Source organism: Rhizobium sp. Nf11,1 (genome assembly GCF_050587665.1).
In the GTDB taxonomy this organism is placed as follows: domain Bacteria; phylum Pseudomonadota; class Alphaproteobacteria; order Rhizobiales; family Rhizobiaceae; genus Rhizobium.
The window spans coordinates 1-18,498 of record NZ_JBOBHU010000006.1; the positions used below are offsets into that span (position 1 = coordinate 1).

The window sequence follows — 18,498 nt, forward strand, 5'->3', positions numbered from 1 at the left end:
GCTGATCGGTGTGCCGTGTGGCAATGACCACGGCGTGTCCTGGCGGCTGATTGATGTGCCTCGAAGGACGAGGCCGGCCACCGGCGTCCTGGATTAACCGGCCTTGGCGGGCGGAGTGAGCCAGCCGTCGCGCGGCAGTTCCGGCCGTTGCGGCTTCGAGCGGAACTTCACCAGCACTTCACGTCCGTCGACGGAGGCCTGCGTGCGTTCCAGCGCGTCCCGCTCGGCGACTGCCTGGCGCCAATGTTCGCTGTCCCGGCCGTCAGGACGGCCCTGTTCTTCCCAGATCGCATAGGCCCGTTTGCTGATCCACTCATGGCGTCTGTCGCTCATCTATCGATCCCGTTTGTGAAAGGCGTTATTCGGCAATTCTGTCCGGCAGAACAGGCGCGCGACGCTTGGCTGCCATCAGCAAATCGAGTTCGATCGAGGAAGGCCCGAAACGGGTAAACAGACTCTCGGCCTGGTCGCTGCGCAGGCCATATTTGGAGGCGAATTCATCAAGGCTGTAAGGACGGCCGCGCAGGACTTTGGCCCGCCGCTCCGGTTCACGGATCTGCGTCATTGGTGGTAACCCCATCTGCTTTTACGAAGTGCGCGAACAAAACAGATTACAGCCGCAAAAGTTCCGTGATTTTTCAGGGTTTTTCCCGCTTCCCGCACAATCACACGCGGCAGGCATGGATTTTCACGAATCCGACTCATTGAGAAATTTTCGCCTAAAACATGCAGGAATTTCATGCGTTTAGGAAAACGGGTGCCGCCTCGGCCGAGAAATGGGCTTTATTCACGAAAGATTACTCTATAGAATCAATCGTGTTATTCGGTCCGCAGGGGCAAAAAACGCTGTGTTCCCCGCGTTCATGCCGACCGAGCCAGGAGGATTTGGCTTAATCCATCAAGAGGAGACAGACATGATGAATGCCCTGCCGCCACTTCATAACGGCCACGCGCCGTTTACCCTCCAGCAGCTGTTTCGCGAAGCACTTTACGCCTTCGAGGAATGGGACAGCGAATTGACCGAACCGATCGTGACCCATGAAGGAAGGGTCATCCCGATCAGCTTCGTTTTCGAAGCCATGCGCGAATGCACCGACATCGTGCCGATGAATATCGTCGGTGCCGTCACCGAGCGGCTGACCAAGCCCTGGGAGGGCGAAGGTCCGCTTGACCAGATGACCTTCTCGACGGCCGCACGCGTCATGCGCGTGCTGGTGCGCAAACGCCTGCTTGCCAACGGCACAGCGGACCTCGTCGCCGTCTCGGCGCATGCCGCCGAGGACCAGAGCCGCGACTGACGGGAAAGGGATCGCAGCTAACGGATGTTGAGCTGCGATCCTTTTCCGCTTCGTCGGAACCTCCCCCATTTCCAGCCGTTTACTGCATGATCCCAGTTCGTACCGGATTTGGGAATTATTCAGTTATTCAGCGCTTTACAGCGTTCTCGCGCGTCTTGAATGCGCCGGCGCTGGAATGGCGCAGTCACAGCCCGTAGATGACGGGCGAGGAATAGCACCATGCTGAGATCCATCGTTCATGAAATCATCGGCACGCCGCGACGTGAGCCGGAACTTCCGCAATCGCTCGAGCAGTTTCGAGACAGCAAACGGGTGCTGATCATCTTCGCCGATGCGCAGGACGACCGCGCGGCAACCCAGGACGAATGGTTGCGGAACGCGCAGATGCGCCTCATCGAGGAAGACGTCGAAGTGTTCATCATCGCCGGCGGCGGCGCTTTCTCGCTGTTCGACGATGGCTGGGAACTTGATGCGGACGATATTCGCGAGCGGCTGCAAGGGCCATCTTACAGCGAGTTCGGGCTGATCCTGATCGGGCGTGACGGCGCGGTGAAGCTGCGTTCAAGCGAGCCGCGGACGGCGGAAGAGATTTTCGCCGCGCTGGACAAGCTGCCGAAGAAGGCGTCGTGATAGCTGCTGGCGACGTGCGCCCAACCGCTCAGAGTTCGAAGGCTTCCTTGAGGCCGAGGCTCTTGCGTTCGCGCAGGTCGAGATCGGACTCGATATGGGCGATATGATGCAGCATCAGCTGGCAGGCGCGGTCGAGTTCCTTGCCTTCGATCGCCGAGATGATATCGCCATGTTCGGAATGGCCGCAGCTGGAAGCGGTCGACTGGCCGTAGAGCGCGATGACGAGGGATGAGCGGGCGACGAGCTCCTCCATGAAGCGCTGCATGATGGCGTTGCCCGAAATTTCCGCCAGCATCAGGTGGAAATCGCCGGATGCCTTGATCTCGGCGCGCCGGGCCGTCTGGCCGCGCTCGCTCATCAGGCGGCCTTCTTCCTGCAAAAGCTCTCGCAGATTCCCGATGTCATCAGCGGTGATCCGCGCCGCCGCCTCGCGCAATATGCCGGGCTCGACGAGGCGCCGGGCGGCAAAGATCTGGCGGGCCTCATCAGGGGAGGGATAGGCGACGAAGGCGCCGCGGTTCTTCTCGACGCTGACGAGGCCCTCATAGGAAAGCGCCTGCAGCGCCGCGCGGGCAAGTGTGCGGCTGACATTGAAAAGATTGCCGACATCGCTTTCGGAAAGCTTGGTGCCGGGGGAAAGCCTGCGCTCAACGATTGCCTCGCGAATGGCATCGCGGATCTGATGCGCGCCGGTCTCGGCGACTTCTTCGGCCTGCATGGCCTTGGCGGCGGATTTCATGAAAACTATTCCCTGATGGCGGGCAAACCATACCCGGCTTCGCGGCAAAAGTTAAACGGAATTTGTCATCGAAATGGCGGCTAAATTGTATACGATTTTTTGAGTAAATTGCAGACGATAGCCTAAATCATGTGCAGACGATGCGGTGCTCATAAAATGGGCCTGCGCGGCTTCGAGTGTTAAAATCCTTTCCCGCTAAGGGCTTAGTTGGCGTTGGAAGCGATTGGCACGGCAGATGCATCATCTTTTCCGAACAGGGGAAGGCATGATGTCGAAAGCGGCAGAGATCGATATAGTATCCGTTTCGAAGGTCTACGGAGCGACGACGGCCGTGCACGGGATCAGCCTGAAGATTCCGGCCGGTTCCTATTGCTGCTTCCTCGGCCCGTCGGGCTGCGGCAAGACCTCGACGCTGCGCATGATCGCCGGCCATGAGAGCATTTCTTCCGGCGACATCAGGCTCGGCAAAACGGTCGTCACCGATCTTCCGCCTGCCAGGCGCGGCACGGCTATGATGTTCCAGTCCTATGCGCTCTTCCCGCATCTCGACCTGGTCGACAATGTCGCCTTCAGCCTGAAGATGAAGGGCGTCGACAAGGCGGAGCGGCGGGCCAAGGCGCTTGAGATGCTGAAGCTGATGCAGATGGAGCCCTATGCCAACAGGCGTCCGGCTCAGCTTTCGGGGGGCCAGCAGCAGCGTGTGGCGCTGGCCCGCGCCTTGATTACCGGTCCGGAGGCGCTGCTGCTCGACGAGCCACTGTCGGCGCTCGACCCCTTCCTGAAGATCCGTATGCGCGCAGAGCTCAAGAAGCTGCAGAAGTCGCTCGGCATCACCTTCGTCCATGTCACCCACAGCCAGGAAGAGGCGATGGCGCTCGCCGACGTCATCGTCATCATGAATGACGGCCGGATCGAGCAGGCGGCGGCACCCCGCGAGGTTTTCGAGAAGCCGGCAACCGCCTTCGTCGCGCGGTTCATGGGTGATCACAACGTCTTGTCCGGCCAGGTGACGTCGAGCGCGGACGGCATGCTCGTCATGACCGTGCCGGAGGGGCAGAGCTTTTCCGTGCGGGGCGAGGGCAGGGAAGTCGGCGAACCTGTCGATATCGGCATCCGCACCGATCGCGTGCGTCTGCAGGTGGCGACAGAGTGGACGCTCGGCTTCAACGGCATAGTCTCCAACGTCGAATATCGCGGCTCCTCGGTGAAGATCACCGTTTTCGGCGCCGGCAGCGACGACTTCACCGTCATTGCTGATGATAGCGACTATTTCGCCCGTCCGGTCGCCGTAGGCGACGCGGTCTCGCTCAGCTGGGAGCGTGAGGATGCGGTGCTTCTCGGCCGCGCCTCTGCATGAACAATCAAAAACATCAACTTCCACATCAAGAAAAGGGGAACTGACATGACGACTGAAACGACATCGACCAAGGCGGAAAAGGGTCTTTCCCGCCGCACGCTCTTGAAGACGGGTGCTGCCGCCGTCGGCGCCATCGCCGGCTCCGGAGCCATCACCGGCTTTCCCACGATCTGGGCGAAGACGAACATCACGCTTCGCCAGTTCGGCACTGGCGTTTCGAACATCAACGCCATCGCCGAGAAGTGCAAAGCTGATCTCGGCATCACGCTGGAGATGACCGCGACTGATTCCGACGCTGCCGCCCAGCGTGCCGTCACCCAGCCCGACAGCTACGACATCGCCGACATCGAATACTGGATCGCCAAGAAGGTATTTCCAACAGGCGTGCTCCAGCCGATGGACGTCAAGAAGCTCAAATATTACGACAAGATCGTGCCGCTCTTCATCAACGGCAAGATGAAGCCGGACAGCGTCATCGCCCAGGGCACTGCACCACACACTGTCGGCTTCGTCGAGGCGCAGGGCGCAAAGAAGTTCGCCAAGGAGCCGACGCAGTGGATGACGATGGTTCCCACCATCTACAATGCCGATACGCTCGGCATTCGTCCCGATCTCGTCGGCCGCGACATTACCACCTGGGCCGATATCATGGATCCCAAGTTCAAGGGCAAGACATCCATCCTCAACATCCCGTCGATCGGCATTATGGATGCGGCGATGATCATGGAAGCCATGGGCAACATCAAATATGCCGACAAGGGCAACATGACCAAGGAAGAGATCGACAAGACGATCGAATTCCTCATCAAGGCCAAGAGCGACGGCCAGTTCCGTGCCTTCTGGAAGAGCTTCGACGAGTCGGTCAACCTGATGGCTTCGGGCGAGGTCGTCATCCAGTCGATGTGGTCGCCGGCCGTCGCCGCCGTCCGCTCCAAGGGCATCGCCTGCAAATACCAGCCGCTCAAGGAAGGTTATCGCGCCTGGGGCGGCGGCCTCGGCCTTGCCTCGCATCTGAAGGGCGCACAGCTCGATGCGGCGTACGAATACATCAACTGGTATACGTCGGGCTGGGTCGGCGGTTATCTCAACCGCCAGGGCTACTACTCCGCCTGCATGGAGACGGCCAAGAACTTCATGACGGCAGACGAATGGGGTTACTGGATCGAGGGCAAGCCGGCGCAGGGCGATATCCTCTCTCCCGAAGGCAAGGTCATGGAAAAGGCCGGTGCGGTGCGCGACGGCGGTTCCTTCGAAGCCCGCATGGGTGCGGTCGCCTGCTGGAACTCGGTCATGGACGAGGACCGCTACATGGTCCGCCGCTGGAACGAGTTCATCGCGGCTTGATCCCTCCTGGAGGGCGGGGAGCTGCTGTCTTTCGCTGATGCTCAAGACGTCGGTTCGCTCCGCCCCCTCATCTGCCCTTCGGGCATCTTCTCCCCCGCTGGGGAGAAGCGGGAGTTTTGCGGGCGGGCCGCATGACGACAGGTGGAGTTGTGGTAGCGGAGACGCTGCCACGATTCTCTTCTCCCCAGCGGGGAGAAGGTGCCGGCAGGCGGATGAGGGGGCCGCACCCACCTTTGTTCCGCTTGATGTAATCAGAACGGAGAACCGGATATGGCGACCATTGCAGTGGAAACGGAGGAAGGCAGCCGCGGCGCAGGCGGCAGACGTTCGTTCCGCCTCTCCCCCTCAGCCATCTCCTATCTCCAGGCGACGCCGCTGATCGCCATCCTTGGCTTCTTCTTCCTGCTGCCAATCGCCATGATCGCTGTCGTCAGCTTCTGGGACTACGACTTCGCCGGCCTCTATCCCGATTTCCTCACCATGAACTACACCGATACGCTCGGCTCATGGGTGACGTGGAAGACCTATCTCAACACGCTGAAATTCACCGCCATCGTCTGGGCGCTGACGCTCGTCATCGGGTTCTGGGTCGCCTATTTTCTGGCATTCCACATCCGCAAGACTTCGATGCAGATGATCCTCTTCCTCGTCTGCACCGTGCCATTCATGACCTCGAACATCATTCGCATGATCTCCTGGATCCCGGTGCTCGGACGCAACGGCTTGGTCAATTCGGCGCTGATCAAGATGGGCATCATTCCGCAGCCGATCGAATGGCTGCTCTATTCCGATTTCGCCGTCGTGCTTGCCATGGTGCATCTCTATACCTTGTTCATGGTGACGCCGATCTTCAACACGCTGATGCGCATCGACCGGTCGCTGTTCGAGGCGGCGCGCGATGCCGGCGCATCGGGCTGGCAGGTGCTGTGGAACGTCGTCATTCCGCTTGCCAAACCCGGCATGGCGATCGGCACGATCTTCGTCGTCACGCTCGTGATGGCGGATTTTTCGACGGTGCAGGTGATGTCCGGCGGCCAGAGTGCCTCGGTAGCGCTGATGATGAAGAACCAGATGTCGCTGCTGCAATATCCGGCGGCCGCCGCCAATGCGGTGGTGCTGCTTGCGGTCGTGCTGCTGATGGTCGCCGCCATCCTGCGGGTCGTTGATATCCGCAAGGAGCTTTGAGATGAATCACGAAAAGCGCGGCCTCGAATTCTATCTGCTGGCGATCTTCTTCGTCGTCTTCGTGCTGTTCCTCTACGGTCCGCTCTCGGCGATCCTGATCCTCTCCTTCCAGGGACCGGATGGTGGCCTGACCTTCCCGATGAACGGCGTTTCCACGCACTGGTTCTTCAACCTGTTCGAAAAGCAGGCGGTCGGCGATTTCGGTGCCTCGTTCCGTCGCTCCTTCACCCTCGGGCTGATGGTGATGGTGGTGACCGTCGTCGTGTCGCTGCTGGCCGGCCTTGCCTTCCGCCGCCGTTTCCGCGGTTCGACTGTGCTGTTCTACGCCACGGTCGCCAGCCTGGTCGTGCCGTCGATCATCATTTCGCTCGGCATCGGCGTGGTCTTTCAGGAGGGCGGTCTCAAGCCCGCATGGTATTCCTCGGCCTTCGGCGCACATCTGACCTGGACGCTGCCCTTCGGCGTATTGATCATGTTTGCCGTCTTCAACCGTTTCTCGCCCGCTTACGAGGAGGCGGCCCGCGATCTTGGCGCCACCTCCTGGCAAACCTTCCGCCACGTCGTGCTGCCGATGATCGCACCGAGCCTGATCGGCGTCGGGCTGTTCGGCTTCACACTGTCCTATGACGAATTCGCGCGCACATTGATGACATCGGGCAGCTACAATACGCTGCCGCTCGAAATCTACGGTATGACCACCAACGTCACGACGCCGGTGCTCTACGCTCTCGGCACGGTAACGACGCTGTTTTCTTTCACCATCATTCTCATCGCGCTCGGCATCATGACCATGCTGGGGCGGCGGCAGGCAAAGATAGACTGATATGCGCATCCTCATCGTCAATCCGAATACCACGGCCTCCATGACCGAGAAGGCTGCGGCCGCCGCGCGTGCGGTGGCGGCATCCGGCACGGAGATCGTCGCCGCGACATCCAGCATGGGGCCGGTCTCCATCGAGGGACATTATGACGGGGCGCTCGCGATTCCTGGCCTGCTCTTGGAACTTAAGGAGCGGCAGGCGGCGGGTTACGACGCGGCGGTGATTGCCTGCTTCGACGATACCGGGCTCGAAGCGGCGCGGAGTTTTGCCGATGTACCGATTCTCGGTCTCTGCGAATCCGCCGTGGTCACGGCGGGCTTCCTGGCGCAGCGTTTCACCGTGGTGACGACGCTGGAGCGATCGCGGGTGCTGATCGACAATCTGGTACGCCGCTACGGCATGGGCGACCGGGCGAAGGTGCGCGCTTCTGATATTCCGGTGCTGGAGTTGGAAAACGCGGCCTCGGGCGCGATCGGCAAGCTGAGGGCCGAGATTGAGCGGGCGCTTGTCGAAGACGGGGCCGAAGCGATCGTGCTCGGCTGCGCCGGCATGACCGATCTGGGCAGGGAATTGCAGGCGATTTACGGCGTGCCCGTCGTCGACGGTGTCGCGGCCGCCGTCAAGCAGGCCGAGGCGCTGGTGTCGCTCGGGCTTTCCACCAGCAAGCGCGGCTCCTACGCCTCGCCGCTGCCGAAACCCTTTATGGGCGCGATGAGCGGTTTCTCGCCGTCCTCGAAAATCGGCTGAACCATGGCGGTCTCTTTCGATTTCAAAGAGCTCAGCGAGCGCGAGCGTTACAAGCTGATGATCGGCACGATCATCCCGCGGCCGATCGCGCTGGTGACGACGGTCGACGAACATGGCCGGATCAACGCCGCGCCCTTCAGCTTCTTCAACTGCCTGTCGGCCGATCCGCCGATCCTGGCGATCGGCGTCGAGAACAATGCCGACATGTCGTTCAAAGACACCGGCCACAATATTCGCCTGACAGAGGTCTTCACGGTCAACATCGTCTCCTTCGCCATCGCCGAGGCCATGCATGTCTGCGGCAGCAAATATCCGCGTGGTGTCGACGAGTTGAAGCAGGCGGGGTTGACGGCGATACCTGGCGCGAAGGTGGCGTCGCCCTTTATCGCAGAGGCGCCGGCCGCCTTCGAATGCCGGCGGCACGTGACGCTGGAGCTCGGCCGCTCACGGCAGATTATCCTCGGTGAGATCGTCTATGCGCATTACCGCGACAGCGTCGTCGATCCGGAACGGCTGCATGTCGATCCGGCCGCGGTCGATGCCATTGCTCGATTGGGCGGCGATACCTGCGCCACCATCCGCGACCGTTTCGAAATGCTGACGCCGAAGCTCTGACTTCTCCTTAGGCCAAGTTTTGCTTTACTTTTTCTCTCCTGATGAGAATGGTCTGCAGCGGATCATTGCAGGAGAGGAGCGCCTATCATGACAATCGACAACGATCTCAGTCGGATCGCCGAGCAGGAAAAGGCGCTGAGCTTCGATGCCTTCGATCTCACCACTGCCTGGCAGCTCGGCAAGCTTCTGCAGGAGCTCGCCAGCGAGCGCGGCCTCGGCATCGCAATCGACGTGACGCTGCATTCGATGCCGGTCTTCTATGCCGCGCTCCCGGGCGTGACGCCGGACAACGTCAATTGGGTCAGGCGCAAGCGCAACATGGTGCTGCGTTATTTTCGCAGCAGCTATGCCTCCGGCCTGAAGCTCAGCAAGGATGGCAAGACGGTCGAGGACAACGGGCTTGATGGCGCCGATTATGCGCCGCATGGCGGCAGTTTTCCGATCAATGTCAAAGGCACGGGTTGCATCGGCGCCGTCACCGTCTCCGGTCTGCCGCAGCGCGACGACCACAATCTTGTGGTCGAGGCCCTGGCGCTGATGCTGGCGAAGGATCTCGATACGTTGCGGCTCTCTCCGCTGTGACGCCGCCGCATCTGCCGGAACAATCCGAGCGCCGGAGGGTCGGCGCTGCCCGCTGAAACAGCCGTCAGAGCCTGCCGCCGGCCTCGGCGATGCCCTTCGTCAGGCTGCCCGTTGCCGGGAAAAGCGGGATGAGGCAAGCCTGCAGGGCGTGATAGATGTCGCCCTTGCCGGGGAAGAGCGCGTGCGAGGGAACGAGATCCTCCGTCAGTTCCTCGTGCCAGCCGCCGTTCCTGTGGTCGATGAAGGCGCGTTCGATCACGTTCCAGATCTTGCGGTAGCATTCCTCGTGATAGTCGCTCGGCAGGTGCTCATTGAGGAAATGCGCGGCAGCCGCACCCTCGCAGGCCGGCCACCAGAGCTTGTTGCGCTTGGCCGGTTTGTCGTCCCAGTCGAGCGTGTAGAAGAAGCCGCCCTTGTCATTGTCCCAGCCGAGGGCCATGGATTGTTCGAAAAGGGCTTTCGCCGCATCCGGCATCCATTCGATGCGTTTGCCTCCGAGGGCCCAGAGCTGCAGGATGAGGCGCGCCCATTCTAACCAGTGGCCTGGCGTCGTGCCGGCCGGGCGGAACATTTCGTTTGGATGATAGTAATCCTTGTCGAGGTTCCATTCGGCGTCGAAATGTTCGGCGACGCGCCAGTCGACCGAACCGGCCGCACGGCGGATGACGAGATCGGCGATGCTTTCGGCCTTGGCGAGGTAATCCCTGTCGCCGGTGACTTCGAAGGCCGCCATCAGAGCCTCGGTCAGGTGCATGTTGGAATTCTGGCCGCGATAGGCGCCGCCGTCGAGCGGCTGCCAGTCGGCGGTGAATTCCTCGGCGATCGCGCCGTGGCGCGGTTCCCAGAACTTCTTGTTCAGGATCTCGGTGATATCGGCCAGCATACCGTCGGCCAGCGGATGCCCGATTGTCTTTGCCGAGGAGGCGGCGAGCAGGACGAAAGCGTGGCCGTAGCCCTGCTTGTTGGAATCGACCGGACCGTCATTGTCGAGCGACCAGAAGTAGCCGCCGTTCTTGCGGTCACGATGGTGGTTCCAGAGATAGTCCATGCCGTGATCGACGACGTCGGAGGCGCCGGGACGCCCGAGCAGGGCGCCGATCGAGAAACAATGGACCGCGCGCGCCGCAATATGGATGCCGCGCACCTGGCCCTCGGCATCGAGCGGCCTACCGGTGCTGTCGAGATCGTAGAAGCCACCCTTGGGATTGATCGAATCGTGCTGAAAGAAATCGAAGAGGCCATTTGCCTGCGCCAGCAGCCAGCTGCGGTGATAGGCGCGGCTTGTCCAGTTTCCAAGCGCGGCGTTGCCGGTTGCGGGTGCCATGATACTCCTCCGATTTCGTGCACAAGCCTAGCAAAGGCCTATATAGAGCTCGTGCGAGCCTGTCATCGGCGAAGCTTTGCAAAGCACGAAATCGATAGCCATATATTGACATAAAGATATCTTTATGTGATCTGGAAGTCTGGTCTTACGACGTCAAGGAGCCCTCCCGTGTTTGATACTCTCTTTGGTCCGGAAACGGGCAAGCGTGACGGCAGTGAAGTTTTCGCCGCTTTGAAGAAAGCCGCGAGCGAGCGCATCCTTGTTCTCGACGGCGCCATGGGCACGCAGATCCAGGGGCTCGGTTATGACGAAGACCAGTTCCGCGGCACCCGCTTCATCGGCTGCGCCTGCCATCAGAAGGGCAATAACGATCTTCTGATCCTGACCCAGCCGGATGCGATCGAAGAGATCCATTACAAATATGCCAAGGCCGGCGCCGATATTCTGGAGACCAACACCTTCTCCTCGACCCGCATCGCCCAGGCCGATTACCAGATGGAAGGCGCCGTCTACGACCTCAACAAGGAAGGTGCCGAAATCGTGCGCCGGGCAGCAATCCGCGCCGAGCGCGAGGACGGCCGCCGCCGCTTCGTCGCCGGCGCCATCGGTCCAACCAACCGCACCGCATCGATCTCGCCCGATGTCAACAATCCCGGTTTCCGTGCCGTCACCTTCGACGATCTGCGCGACGCCTATGGCGAGCAGATCGACGGGCTGATCGACGGCGGCGCCGACATCATCCTGATCGAGACGATCTTCGACACACTGAACGCCAAGGCGGCGATCTTCGCCTGCGAGGAACGCTTCGAGGCCAAGGGCGTGCGACTGCCGGTGATGATCTCCGGCACGATCACCGACCTTTCCGGCCGCACGCTCTCCGGCCAGACGCCGTCAGCCTTCTGGAACTCGGTGCGCCACGCCAATCCTTTTACGATCGGGTTGAACTGCGCCCTCGGGGCGAACGCGATGCGTCCGCATCTGCAGGAGCTTTCGGGCGTTGCCGATACTTTCATCTGCGCCTATCCGAATGCCGGCCTGCCGAACGAGTTCGGCCAGTATGACGAAACGCCGGAGTTGATGGCGGCGCAGATCGACAGTTTCGCGCGCGAAGGCCTGGTCAATATTGTCGGCGGCTGCTGCGGCTCGACGCCGGAGCATATCCGGGCGATCGCCGAGACTGTCGCCAAATACAAGCCGCGGCCGATCCCGGAGCATCGTCCTTTCATGTCGTTGTCGGGCCTCGAGCCCTTCGAGCTGACCAAGGACATTCCCTTCGTCAATGTCGGCGAGCGCACCAACGTCACCGGCTCGGCGAAGTTCCGCAAGCTGATCACCAATGCCGATTACACGGCAGCCCTCGATGTCGCCCGCGACCAGGTGGAAAACGGCGCGCAGGTGATCGACATCAATATGGACGAGGGCCTGATCGATTCCGAGAAGGCGATGGTCGAGTTCCTCAACCTGATCGCCGCCGAGCCCGACATCGCTCGCGTGCCTGTCATGATCGACTCGTCGAAATTCTCGATCATCGAATCCGGCCTGAAGCGGGTGCAGGGCAAGCCGATCGTCAACTCGATCTCGCTGAAGGAAGGCGAGGAAAATTTCCTCGCACAGGCGCGGCTTTTGCGCAATTACGGCGCCGCCGTCGTCGTCATGGCCTTCGACGAAACGGGACAAGCCGACAGTTATGAGCGCAAGGTGGAAATCTGCGAGCGCGCCTATAAGCTGCTGACCGAGAAGATCGGGTTCCCGCCCGAGGACATAATCTTCGACCCGAATATCTTCGCGGTCGCGACCGGCATCGAAGAGCACAATAATTACGGCGTCGACTTCATCGAGGCGACGCGGACGATCCGTGAGCGCATGCCGCTCGTGCATATCTCGGGCGGCGTCTCCAACCTGTCCTTCTCCTTCCGTGGCAACGAGCCGGTGCGCGAGGCGATGCATGCCGTGTTCCTCTACCACGCCATCCAGGCGGGCATGGACATGGGCATCGTCAATGCCGGCCAGCTCGCCGTCTATGACAACATCGATCCCGAGCTGCGCGAAGCCTGCGAGGACGTCGTGCTGAACCGCCGTCCCGATAGCACCGAGCGGCTACTCGAAGTGGCCGAGCGTTTCCGTGGCGCCGGGGCAAAGGAGGGTCGTGTCCAGGATCTCTCCTGGCGCGAATGGAGCGTGGAGAAGCGTCTTGAACATGCGCTTGTCAACGGCATCACCGAATACATCGAGACCGATACCGAAGAAGCGCGCCGGCAGGCGGCCCGTCCGCTGCACGTCATCGAAGGGCCGCTGATGGCCGGCATGAATGTCGTCGGCGACCTGTTCGGCTCGGGCAAGATGTTCCTGCCGCAGGTGGTCAAGTCGGCGCGGGTCATGAAGCAGGCCGTCGCCGTCCTGCTTCCCTACATGGAAGAGGAAAAGCGCCTCAACGGCGGCGACGACCGACAGTCGGCCGGCAAGATCCTGATGGCGACCGTCAAGGGCGACGTGCACGATATCGGCAAGAACATCGTCGGCGTCGTGCTCGCCTGCAACAACTATGAGATCGTCGATCTCGGCGTCATGGTGCCGGCAACGAAGATCCTCGAAACGGCGATCGCCGAAAAGGTCGATGTCATCGGTCTTTCCGGCCTGATCACGCCGTCGCTGGACGAGATGGTGCATGTCGCGGCGGAGATGGAGCGGCAGGGCTTCGAGATCCCGCTGCTGATCGGCGGCGCCACGACCAGCCGCGTGCATACGGCCGTAAAGATCCATCCGGGCTATAACAAGGGCCAGGCGGTCTATGTCACCGATGCGAGCCGCGCCGTCGGCGTCGTCTCGGCGCTGCTCTCGCCGGAAACCCGGCAGGGCTATGTCGACGATGTAAGAGCCGAATATGCCAAGGTGGCGGCTGCCCATGCCCGCAGCGAAGCGGAGAAAGTGCGCCTGCCTTTGGCGCGGGCTCGCGAGAATGCGCATAAGGTCGACTGGTCGGCCTATCAGCCGACGAAGCCGCAATTCTTCGGCACGCGGGTGTTCGAGGATTACGACCTGGCCGAGCTTGCGCGGTACATCGACTGGACGCCGTTCTTCCAGACCTGGGAACTGCGCGGCCGTTTCCCCGCCATTCTCGAAGACGAGAAACAGGGCGAGGCGGCGCGTGCGCTCTGGGCCGATGCCCAGGCCATGCTGAGAAAGATCATCGACGAAAAGTGGTTCCGGCCGCGCGCCGTCATCGGCTTCTGGCCGGCCGGCGCCGTCGGCGACGATATCCGCCTCTTCACCGACGAAAGCCGCAGCAAGGAGCTTGCCACCTTCTACACCTTGCGACAGCAGCTTTCGAAGCGGGACGGACGGGCGAATGTCGCGCTTTCGGACTTCGTCGCACCTGTCACGAGCGGGGTCCAGGATTATGTCGGCGGTTTCGTGGTGACAGCCGGAATCGAGGAAATCGCCATCGCCGAACGCTTCGAGCGGTCGAACGACGATTACTCCTCGATTCTCGTCAAGGCGCTGGCAGATCGCTTCGCCGAAGCCTTCGCCGAGCGCATGCACGAAGAGGTGCGGCGCGAATATTGGGGTTACGCGAGGGATGAGCAGCTCAGCAACGAGGATCTCATCGGCGAAGCCTATGCCGGTATCCGCCCGGCGCCGGGTTACCCCGCTCAGCCCGACCACACGGAAAAGGCAACGCTCTTCAAGCTGCTCGATGCGGAAAAGGCGGCTGGTGTGAAGCTGACCGAGAGCTATGCGATGTGGCCCGGCTCGTCCGTATCCGGCCTCTATATCGGCCACCCCGACTCCTATTATTTCGGCGTCGCCAAGGTGGAGCGGGATCAGGTGGAAGACTATGCCAAGCGCAAGGGCATGGAGATTGCCGAAGTCGAGCGCTGGCTCGGGCCGGTACTGAACTACGTGCCGCGCAAGACGGACGAGGAGATCGACGACGCGGCGTAGAGGTGCGCTCGTTGCCGTTCTTAATGCAATGAATCAACAGATGATGAAGCCGGAAAATGATTCACTTTCCGGCTTCATGCTTTTGATGTGGCGCGATAATTTCCCGTGGTCAGGCGGTTTGAATTCGATAGCGGAAGTGACGACGGAATGGCATCCTTAGCTAGGTGAGGGAAGCCCAAGTAACCATCCGAGCCGCACAGGCCAGTCTGTCGAAATTGATCGATGCCGCTCTTTCCGGTGAGGAGGTGGTGATCACCAAAGGGCGCAAGCCCGTGGTGAAGCTTGTTCCGGTTGTACGATCCTCCTTCAAAATTGGCCTGCTCAAAGGGAAAGTCTTAGGAGACGGGCCGGATTTCTTTGAGCCGATCGACGAGGGCGCCCTCGCTGTCTGGAAAGGGATCGGTTGAGTTTGCTTCTGCTTGATAGGTTTCCAGCCTTCGATCCCCGAATTATCCGTATAATTTGGATAGCCTCAAGCCGTCAGCTCACGCCGATCGTCAGCTCGGCCACGAAGTCATAGGCATCGCCGCGATAGAGCGAGCGGGTGAATTCCACGGCGCGGCCGGAGCCGAGGTAGGAGATACGCTCGATCGACAGGCCGGCCGCACCGACAGGAACGCCGAGAAGCTGGGCGTCGGCCTCCTTCATGTTAGTCGCCGAAATGCGCTGTACGGCGCGTACCGGGCGGACGTTGAGGCGCTCCAGTTCGGCATAGAGCGAATTGGTGACGGCGGAGGGGTCCGGCAGGAATTCGCCGGAGACGCTGGCGTTTTCGATTGCCAATGGCTGGTCGTCGGCGATGCGCAGGCGCGAGAGTCGCGACACCTTCATGCCGGCGGGTAGGCCAAGGATCATCATTTCGTCGGGCGAGGGGGTATGCACGCCCTTGTGCAGCCATTCGGAGCGGGAGGACATGCCGCGGCGCGCCATGTCCTCGGTGAAAGAGGTGAGCTGCGACAGGCGCTGCTCGACCTTGGAGACTGGTTTGGCGACGAAGGTGCCCGAGCCGTGGCGGCGCACCAGCAGGCCATCGGCGACGAGCTCGTCGATCGCCTTGCGGACGGTGACGCGGCTGACGGCGGCAAATTCGGCGATGTCGCGTTCCGGCGGCAGCGCATCGCCCTGGCCGAGCGTGCCGGTGCGCACTGCTTCTTCGAGCGTGCGGCGCAGCTTGACATAGAGGGGTCCGGTACCCGCCGCCTGCAGGCGCTGCAAAGACAGGAGGGTGGCGAGATCGTCGGTCATGCCGCACCTCTCTGCTGATCGTTGAGGAGCTTGACCGCGAGTTCCACCGCGCCCTGCAGGGCATCGTTCTTCGGCCTGGCGAGCAGCGGCTTGTAGCGTTCGGAAAGCCAGGGCTCGTAAGCTTCCGCAAGACCGCCGAGCAGGCAGATCGACGGGCATTCCGGCCAGAGCAGCGCGTCGAGGCTTTCGCCGATCGCCGTTGCGGCGTCCTTGACGATACCGACCGCGACGACGTCGCCTTCTGACGCATGTTTGAAGACCATGGGCGCGTAACGGGCAAAATCCGTTGGCCGGGCCGTATGGGCGAAATTGACGATCTGCTCCGGGTCGTTGCCGTATTCGGTCATGACCGCTTCTGTGATCGGCGATGCCGGGCGCACCCCGTCACGGGCGAGTAGCGACCGTTCCATGAGGTCACGGCCGAGGCGGGCGCCGCTTGCCTGGTCGCCGACAACGAAGCCCCAGCCGCCGATGCCCTTCAGCCGGCCATCCCTTCGCGCATTATAGACCGAACCGGTGCCGAAGGCGCCGACGATGCCGTCGGCATCGCCGAGCGCGCCCTGTAGGGAGATCAAGGCATCAGTGACGACACAGCCTTGGGCAAAGGGCAGGGCTCTTTCGATTCGTTTGCCGTAGTCCAAGACGTTGGCGCCCGCGACGCCGACGACCGATACAACGGAGGATAGGGCTTCAGCGTTGAGACCAGCGTCGCTGAGCGCCTGCCGGGCGGATTCGACGATGTTGAGCAGGGAGTTTTCCAGGTCGGACAGGATATTGGCAGGGCCTGCCTTACCGCGGCCAAGGACGTTGCCGTTTCTATCCGCGACCGCTGCCCGGCAGCTCGTCCCGCCGCCGTCTATGCCGATTGCAAGCTCCGTCATCGGGCCTCCGATACGCCGTTCCCCTTGGTTTTTCTTACAATACCAAAAAAATACCATTTACCAAGTGGGGGGCGGCGGCAAAATTTTATCTTTTTAGTCCATTGATTTTGTTCAACAAAATTTTTTAATGAATTTTTGATGGCCGAAATGTTAAATTTCATCTGGACAATTGGTATTTTTTTGGCCTTAATTCGGAAAAAGGGAACAGCATTTCGAAGACCACGAAAACCGGCAGCAAAGCCAAGCCGGACCCGCTTCGAAGATGATCGGAGAATGATCCCCTGGCTTGGTAGGCTGGCGGATAATTTAGGATCCATAGCTTTCCCCCTCAGGCATCGCGCGATGCAGATTATCTGCAGGGTGCGCAGCCGGACCGCAGGCGATCGCCTTCGGCCTATCGAGCTTTCGGGGCCGGCAGTTGCTGGCGGCCCTCCAAGGGGCATTGGGCGTTTCCTCAGGCGCGCCAATTGCTTGTTTCAGATCGAAAACGGCGCCTCGGCGCTAAAAACAGGAGAGGGAAATGAAAAACACTGCTCTGAAAAGCCTGCTGCTTGCCTCAAGCCTGCTGACCTCGGCAGGTCTCGTCCATGCCGCCGATGTCACGCTGACCGTCGAAAGCTGGCGTAACGACGACCTGCAGATCTGGCAGGAGAAGATCATTCCGGCGTTCGAAGCGAAAAACCCGGGCATCAAGATCGTCTTCTCGCCGACAGCGCCGACCGAATACAACGCTTCGCTGAACGCCAAGCTCGATGCCGGCTCCGCAGGCGATATTATTACCTGCCGTCCGTTCGACGCCTCGCTCGAACTCTTCAACAAGAAGCAGCTCGTCGACATCACCAGCCTGTCGGGTATGGAGAACTTCTCGCCGGTCGCCAAGGCTGCCTGGACGACCGACGACGGCAAGTCCACCTTCTGCGTGCCGATGGCTTCGGTCATCCACGGCTTCATCTACAACAAGGATGCCTTCGACAAGCTCGGCATCTCCGTGCCGAAGACGCAGGACGAGTTCTACGCAGCCCTCGACAAGATCAAGGCCGATGGCACCTATATTCCGCTCGCCATGGGCACGAAGGATCTCTGGGAAGCCGCTACCATGGGCTACCAGAACATCGGCCCGAACTACTGGAAGGGTGAAGAGGGCCGCCTAGCCCTGATCGCAGGCAAGCAGAAACTGACCGATCCCGCATGGGTCAAGCCCTTTGAAGAGCTTGCCAAGTGGAAGCCCTATCTCGGCGATGGTTTCGAAGCCCAGACCTATTCGGACAGCCAGAACCTCTTCACGCTGGGCCGCGCCGCCATCTACCCGGCCGGTTCGTGGGAGATCGCGCTCTTCAACACGCAGGCGCAGTTCAAGATGGGCGCTTTCCCGCCGCCGGTTCCGAAGGCAGGCGACCAGGGCTATATTTCCGATCATCCTGATATCGGCGTCGCCCTGAACGCGAAGAGCACGCATCCTGAGGAAGCTAAGAAGTTCCTCAGCTGGGTCGCTTCGCCCGAATTCGCCGATATCTATGCGAACGCGCTGCCGGGCTTCTTCAGCCTGAACTCCAGCCCGGTGAAGATGTCCGATCCGCTCGCTCAGGAGTTCGTTTCCTGGCGCGGCCCCTACAAGTCGACCGTCCGCTCGACCTACCAGATCCTGTCGCGCGGCACGCCGAACCTCGAGAACGAGACCTGGGTCGAATCGGCCAATGTGATCAACGGCACGGATACGCCGCAGGTCGCCGCCGAGAAGCTGCAGAAGGGCCTCGATAGCTGGTACAAGCCGGCCAAGTGAATGCGATC

General features: G+C 61.1%; 19 protein-coding genes. 12 read left to right on the top strand and 7 right to left on the bottom strand.

Translation table 11 applies throughout. From position 1 onward, the window contains the following. Positions 1 to 93: 93 nt before the first annotated feature. Both ACQ7C1_RS10960 and ACQ7C1_RS10965 read right to left on the bottom strand, forming a co-directional pair. Positions 94 to 333, bottom strand: coding sequence for a DUF2934 domain-containing protein (locus ACQ7C1_RS10960; protein ID WP_430958284.1), 240 nt, complete (start codon positions 331 to 333; stop codon positions 94 to 96). A 25-nt stretch (positions 334 to 358) separates the two neighbouring features. Further along, positions 359 to 565: a hypothetical protein gene (locus ACQ7C1_RS10965; RefSeq protein WP_085778840.1), complete on the bottom strand. Its 207-nt coding sequence runs from the start codon at positions 563 to 565 to the stop codon at positions 359 to 361. Positions 566 to 914: 349 nt separating this feature from the next. On the opposite strand from ACQ7C1_RS10965, the gene ACQ7C1_RS10970 reads away from it, so the two are divergent. Both ACQ7C1_RS10970 and ACQ7C1_RS10975 read left to right on the top strand, forming a co-directional pair. After that, positions 915 to 1,298, top strand: coding sequence for a hypothetical protein (locus ACQ7C1_RS10970; protein WP_038690240.1), 384 nt, complete (start codon positions 915 to 917; stop codon positions 1,296 to 1,298). 219 nt (positions 1,299 to 1,517) lie between these two features. Further along, positions 1,518 to 1,928, top strand: coding sequence for a DUF4174 domain-containing protein (locus tag ACQ7C1_RS10975; protein ID WP_085778839.1), 411 nt, complete (start codon positions 1,518 to 1,520; stop codon positions 1,926 to 1,928). Between the two features lie 28 nt (positions 1,929 to 1,956). On the opposite strand, the gene ACQ7C1_RS10980 is transcribed toward ACQ7C1_RS10975, so the two are convergent. Beyond that, positions 1,957 to 2,667 (bottom strand): GntR family transcriptional regulator, encoded by a 711-nt coding sequence (locus tag ACQ7C1_RS10980; protein ID WP_430958285.1) that lies wholly within the window; start codon positions 2,665 to 2,667, stop codon positions 1,957 to 1,959. A gap of 268 nt (positions 2,668 to 2,935) precedes the next feature. Here ACQ7C1_RS10980 and ACQ7C1_RS10985 point away from each other — a divergent pair, with 268 nt between their 5' ends. The 7 genes from ACQ7C1_RS10985 to ACQ7C1_RS11015 all read left to right on the top strand — a co-directional run bounded on the left by ACQ7C1_RS10985 (position 2,936) and on the right by ACQ7C1_RS11015 (position 9,318). After that, entirely contained in the window at positions 2,936 to 4,024 is a 1,089-nt protein-coding gene (locus tag ACQ7C1_RS10985; protein WP_430958468.1) for an ABC transporter ATP-binding protein, read from the top strand. 45 nt (positions 4,025 to 4,069) lie between these two features. Beyond that, complete coding sequence (locus ACQ7C1_RS10990) at positions 4,070 to 5,368, top strand: ABC transporter substrate-binding protein (RefSeq protein ID WP_183701826.1); 1,299 nt, start codon at positions 4,070 to 4,072, stop codon at positions 5,366 to 5,368. 270 nt (positions 5,369 to 5,638) lie between these two features. After that, on the top strand, positions 5,639 to 6,553 hold the full coding sequence (locus ACQ7C1_RS10995; RefSeq protein ID WP_430958286.1) for an ABC transporter permease: 915 nt from the start codon (positions 5,639 to 5,641) through the stop codon (positions 6,551 to 6,553). A 1-nt stretch (position 6,554) separates the two neighbouring features. Beyond that, complete coding sequence (locus ACQ7C1_RS11000; protein ID WP_430958287.1) at positions 6,555 to 7,376, top strand: ABC transporter permease; 822 nt, start codon at positions 6,555 to 6,557, stop codon at positions 7,374 to 7,376. 1 nt (position 7,377) lies between these two features. After that, positions 7,378 to 8,121 (top strand): aspartate/glutamate racemase family protein, encoded by a 744-nt coding sequence (locus ACQ7C1_RS11005; RefSeq protein WP_430958288.1) that lies wholly within the window; start codon positions 7,378 to 7,380, stop codon positions 8,119 to 8,121. A 3-nt stretch (positions 8,122 to 8,124) separates the two neighbouring features. Beyond that, positions 8,125 to 8,736 carry a flavin reductase family protein gene (locus tag ACQ7C1_RS11010; RefSeq protein WP_430958289.1) on the top strand — a complete coding sequence of 204 codons (612 nt, stop codon included), beginning with the start codon at positions 8,125 to 8,127 and terminating at the stop codon, positions 8,734 to 8,736. An 87-nt stretch (positions 8,737 to 8,823) separates the two neighbouring features. Then, positions 8,824 to 9,318, top strand: a complete 495-nt coding sequence (locus ACQ7C1_RS11015; RefSeq protein WP_011426147.1) for a heme-degrading domain-containing protein — start codon at positions 8,824 to 8,826, stop codon at positions 9,316 to 9,318. Positions 9,319 to 9,382: 64 nt separating this feature from the next. On the opposite strand, the gene ACQ7C1_RS11020 is transcribed toward ACQ7C1_RS11015, so the two are convergent. Further along, on the bottom strand, positions 9,383 to 10,642 hold the full coding sequence (locus tag ACQ7C1_RS11020) for an AGE family epimerase/isomerase (RefSeq protein WP_430958290.1): 1,260 nt from the start codon (positions 10,640 to 10,642) through the stop codon (positions 9,383 to 9,385). 168 nt (positions 10,643 to 10,810) lie between these two features. Here ACQ7C1_RS11020 and metH point away from each other — a divergent pair, with 168 nt between their 5' ends. Further along, a complete protein-coding gene (metH, locus tag ACQ7C1_RS11025; protein ID WP_430958291.1) occupies positions 10,811 to 14,584 on the top strand; it encodes a methionine synthase in 3,774 nt (1,257 codons plus the stop codon). A gap of 164 nt (positions 14,585 to 14,748) precedes the next feature. After that, the gene (locus ACQ7C1_RS11030; RefSeq protein ID WP_430958292.1) at positions 14,749 to 14,991 is read left to right on the top strand and encodes a type II toxin-antitoxin system Phd/YefM family antitoxin; all 243 of its coding nucleotides are present in this window, start codon (positions 14,749 to 14,751) and stop codon (positions 14,989 to 14,991) included. A gap of 73 nt (positions 14,992 to 15,064) precedes the next feature. Here ACQ7C1_RS11030 and ACQ7C1_RS11035 read toward each other — a convergent pair whose 3' ends face one another. The 3 genes from ACQ7C1_RS11035 to ACQ7C1_RS11045 are packed head-to-tail and all read right to left on the bottom strand — an operon-like array spanning position 15,065 to position 17,027. Beyond that, the gene (locus tag ACQ7C1_RS11035; protein WP_285191518.1) at positions 15,065 to 15,829 is read right to left on the bottom strand and encodes a GntR family transcriptional regulator; all 765 of its coding nucleotides are present in this window, start codon (positions 15,827 to 15,829) and stop codon (positions 15,065 to 15,067) included. Then, entirely contained in the window at positions 15,826 to 16,710 is an 885-nt protein-coding gene (locus tag ACQ7C1_RS11040) for a BadF/BadG/BcrA/BcrD ATPase family protein (protein ID WP_430958293.1), read from the bottom strand. Before ACQ7C1_RS11040 ends, ACQ7C1_RS11035 begins: the two co-directional genes overlap by 4 nt. After that, on the bottom strand, positions 16,707 to 17,027 hold the full coding sequence (locus ACQ7C1_RS11045; protein ID WP_430958294.1) for a hypothetical protein: 321 nt from the start codon (positions 17,025 to 17,027) through the stop codon (positions 16,707 to 16,709). The genes ACQ7C1_RS11040 and ACQ7C1_RS11045 overlap by 4 nt, the downstream gene beginning before the upstream one ends. 203 nt (positions 17,028 to 17,230) lie before the next feature. On the opposite strand from ACQ7C1_RS11045, the gene ACQ7C1_RS11050 reads away from it, so the two are divergent. Then, positions 17,231 to 18,490 (top strand): ABC transporter substrate-binding protein, encoded by a 1,260-nt coding sequence (locus tag ACQ7C1_RS11050; protein ID WP_097597922.1) that lies wholly within the window; start codon positions 17,231 to 17,233, stop codon positions 18,488 to 18,490. The last annotated feature ends 8 nt before the right edge of the window (positions 18,491 to 18,498 follow it).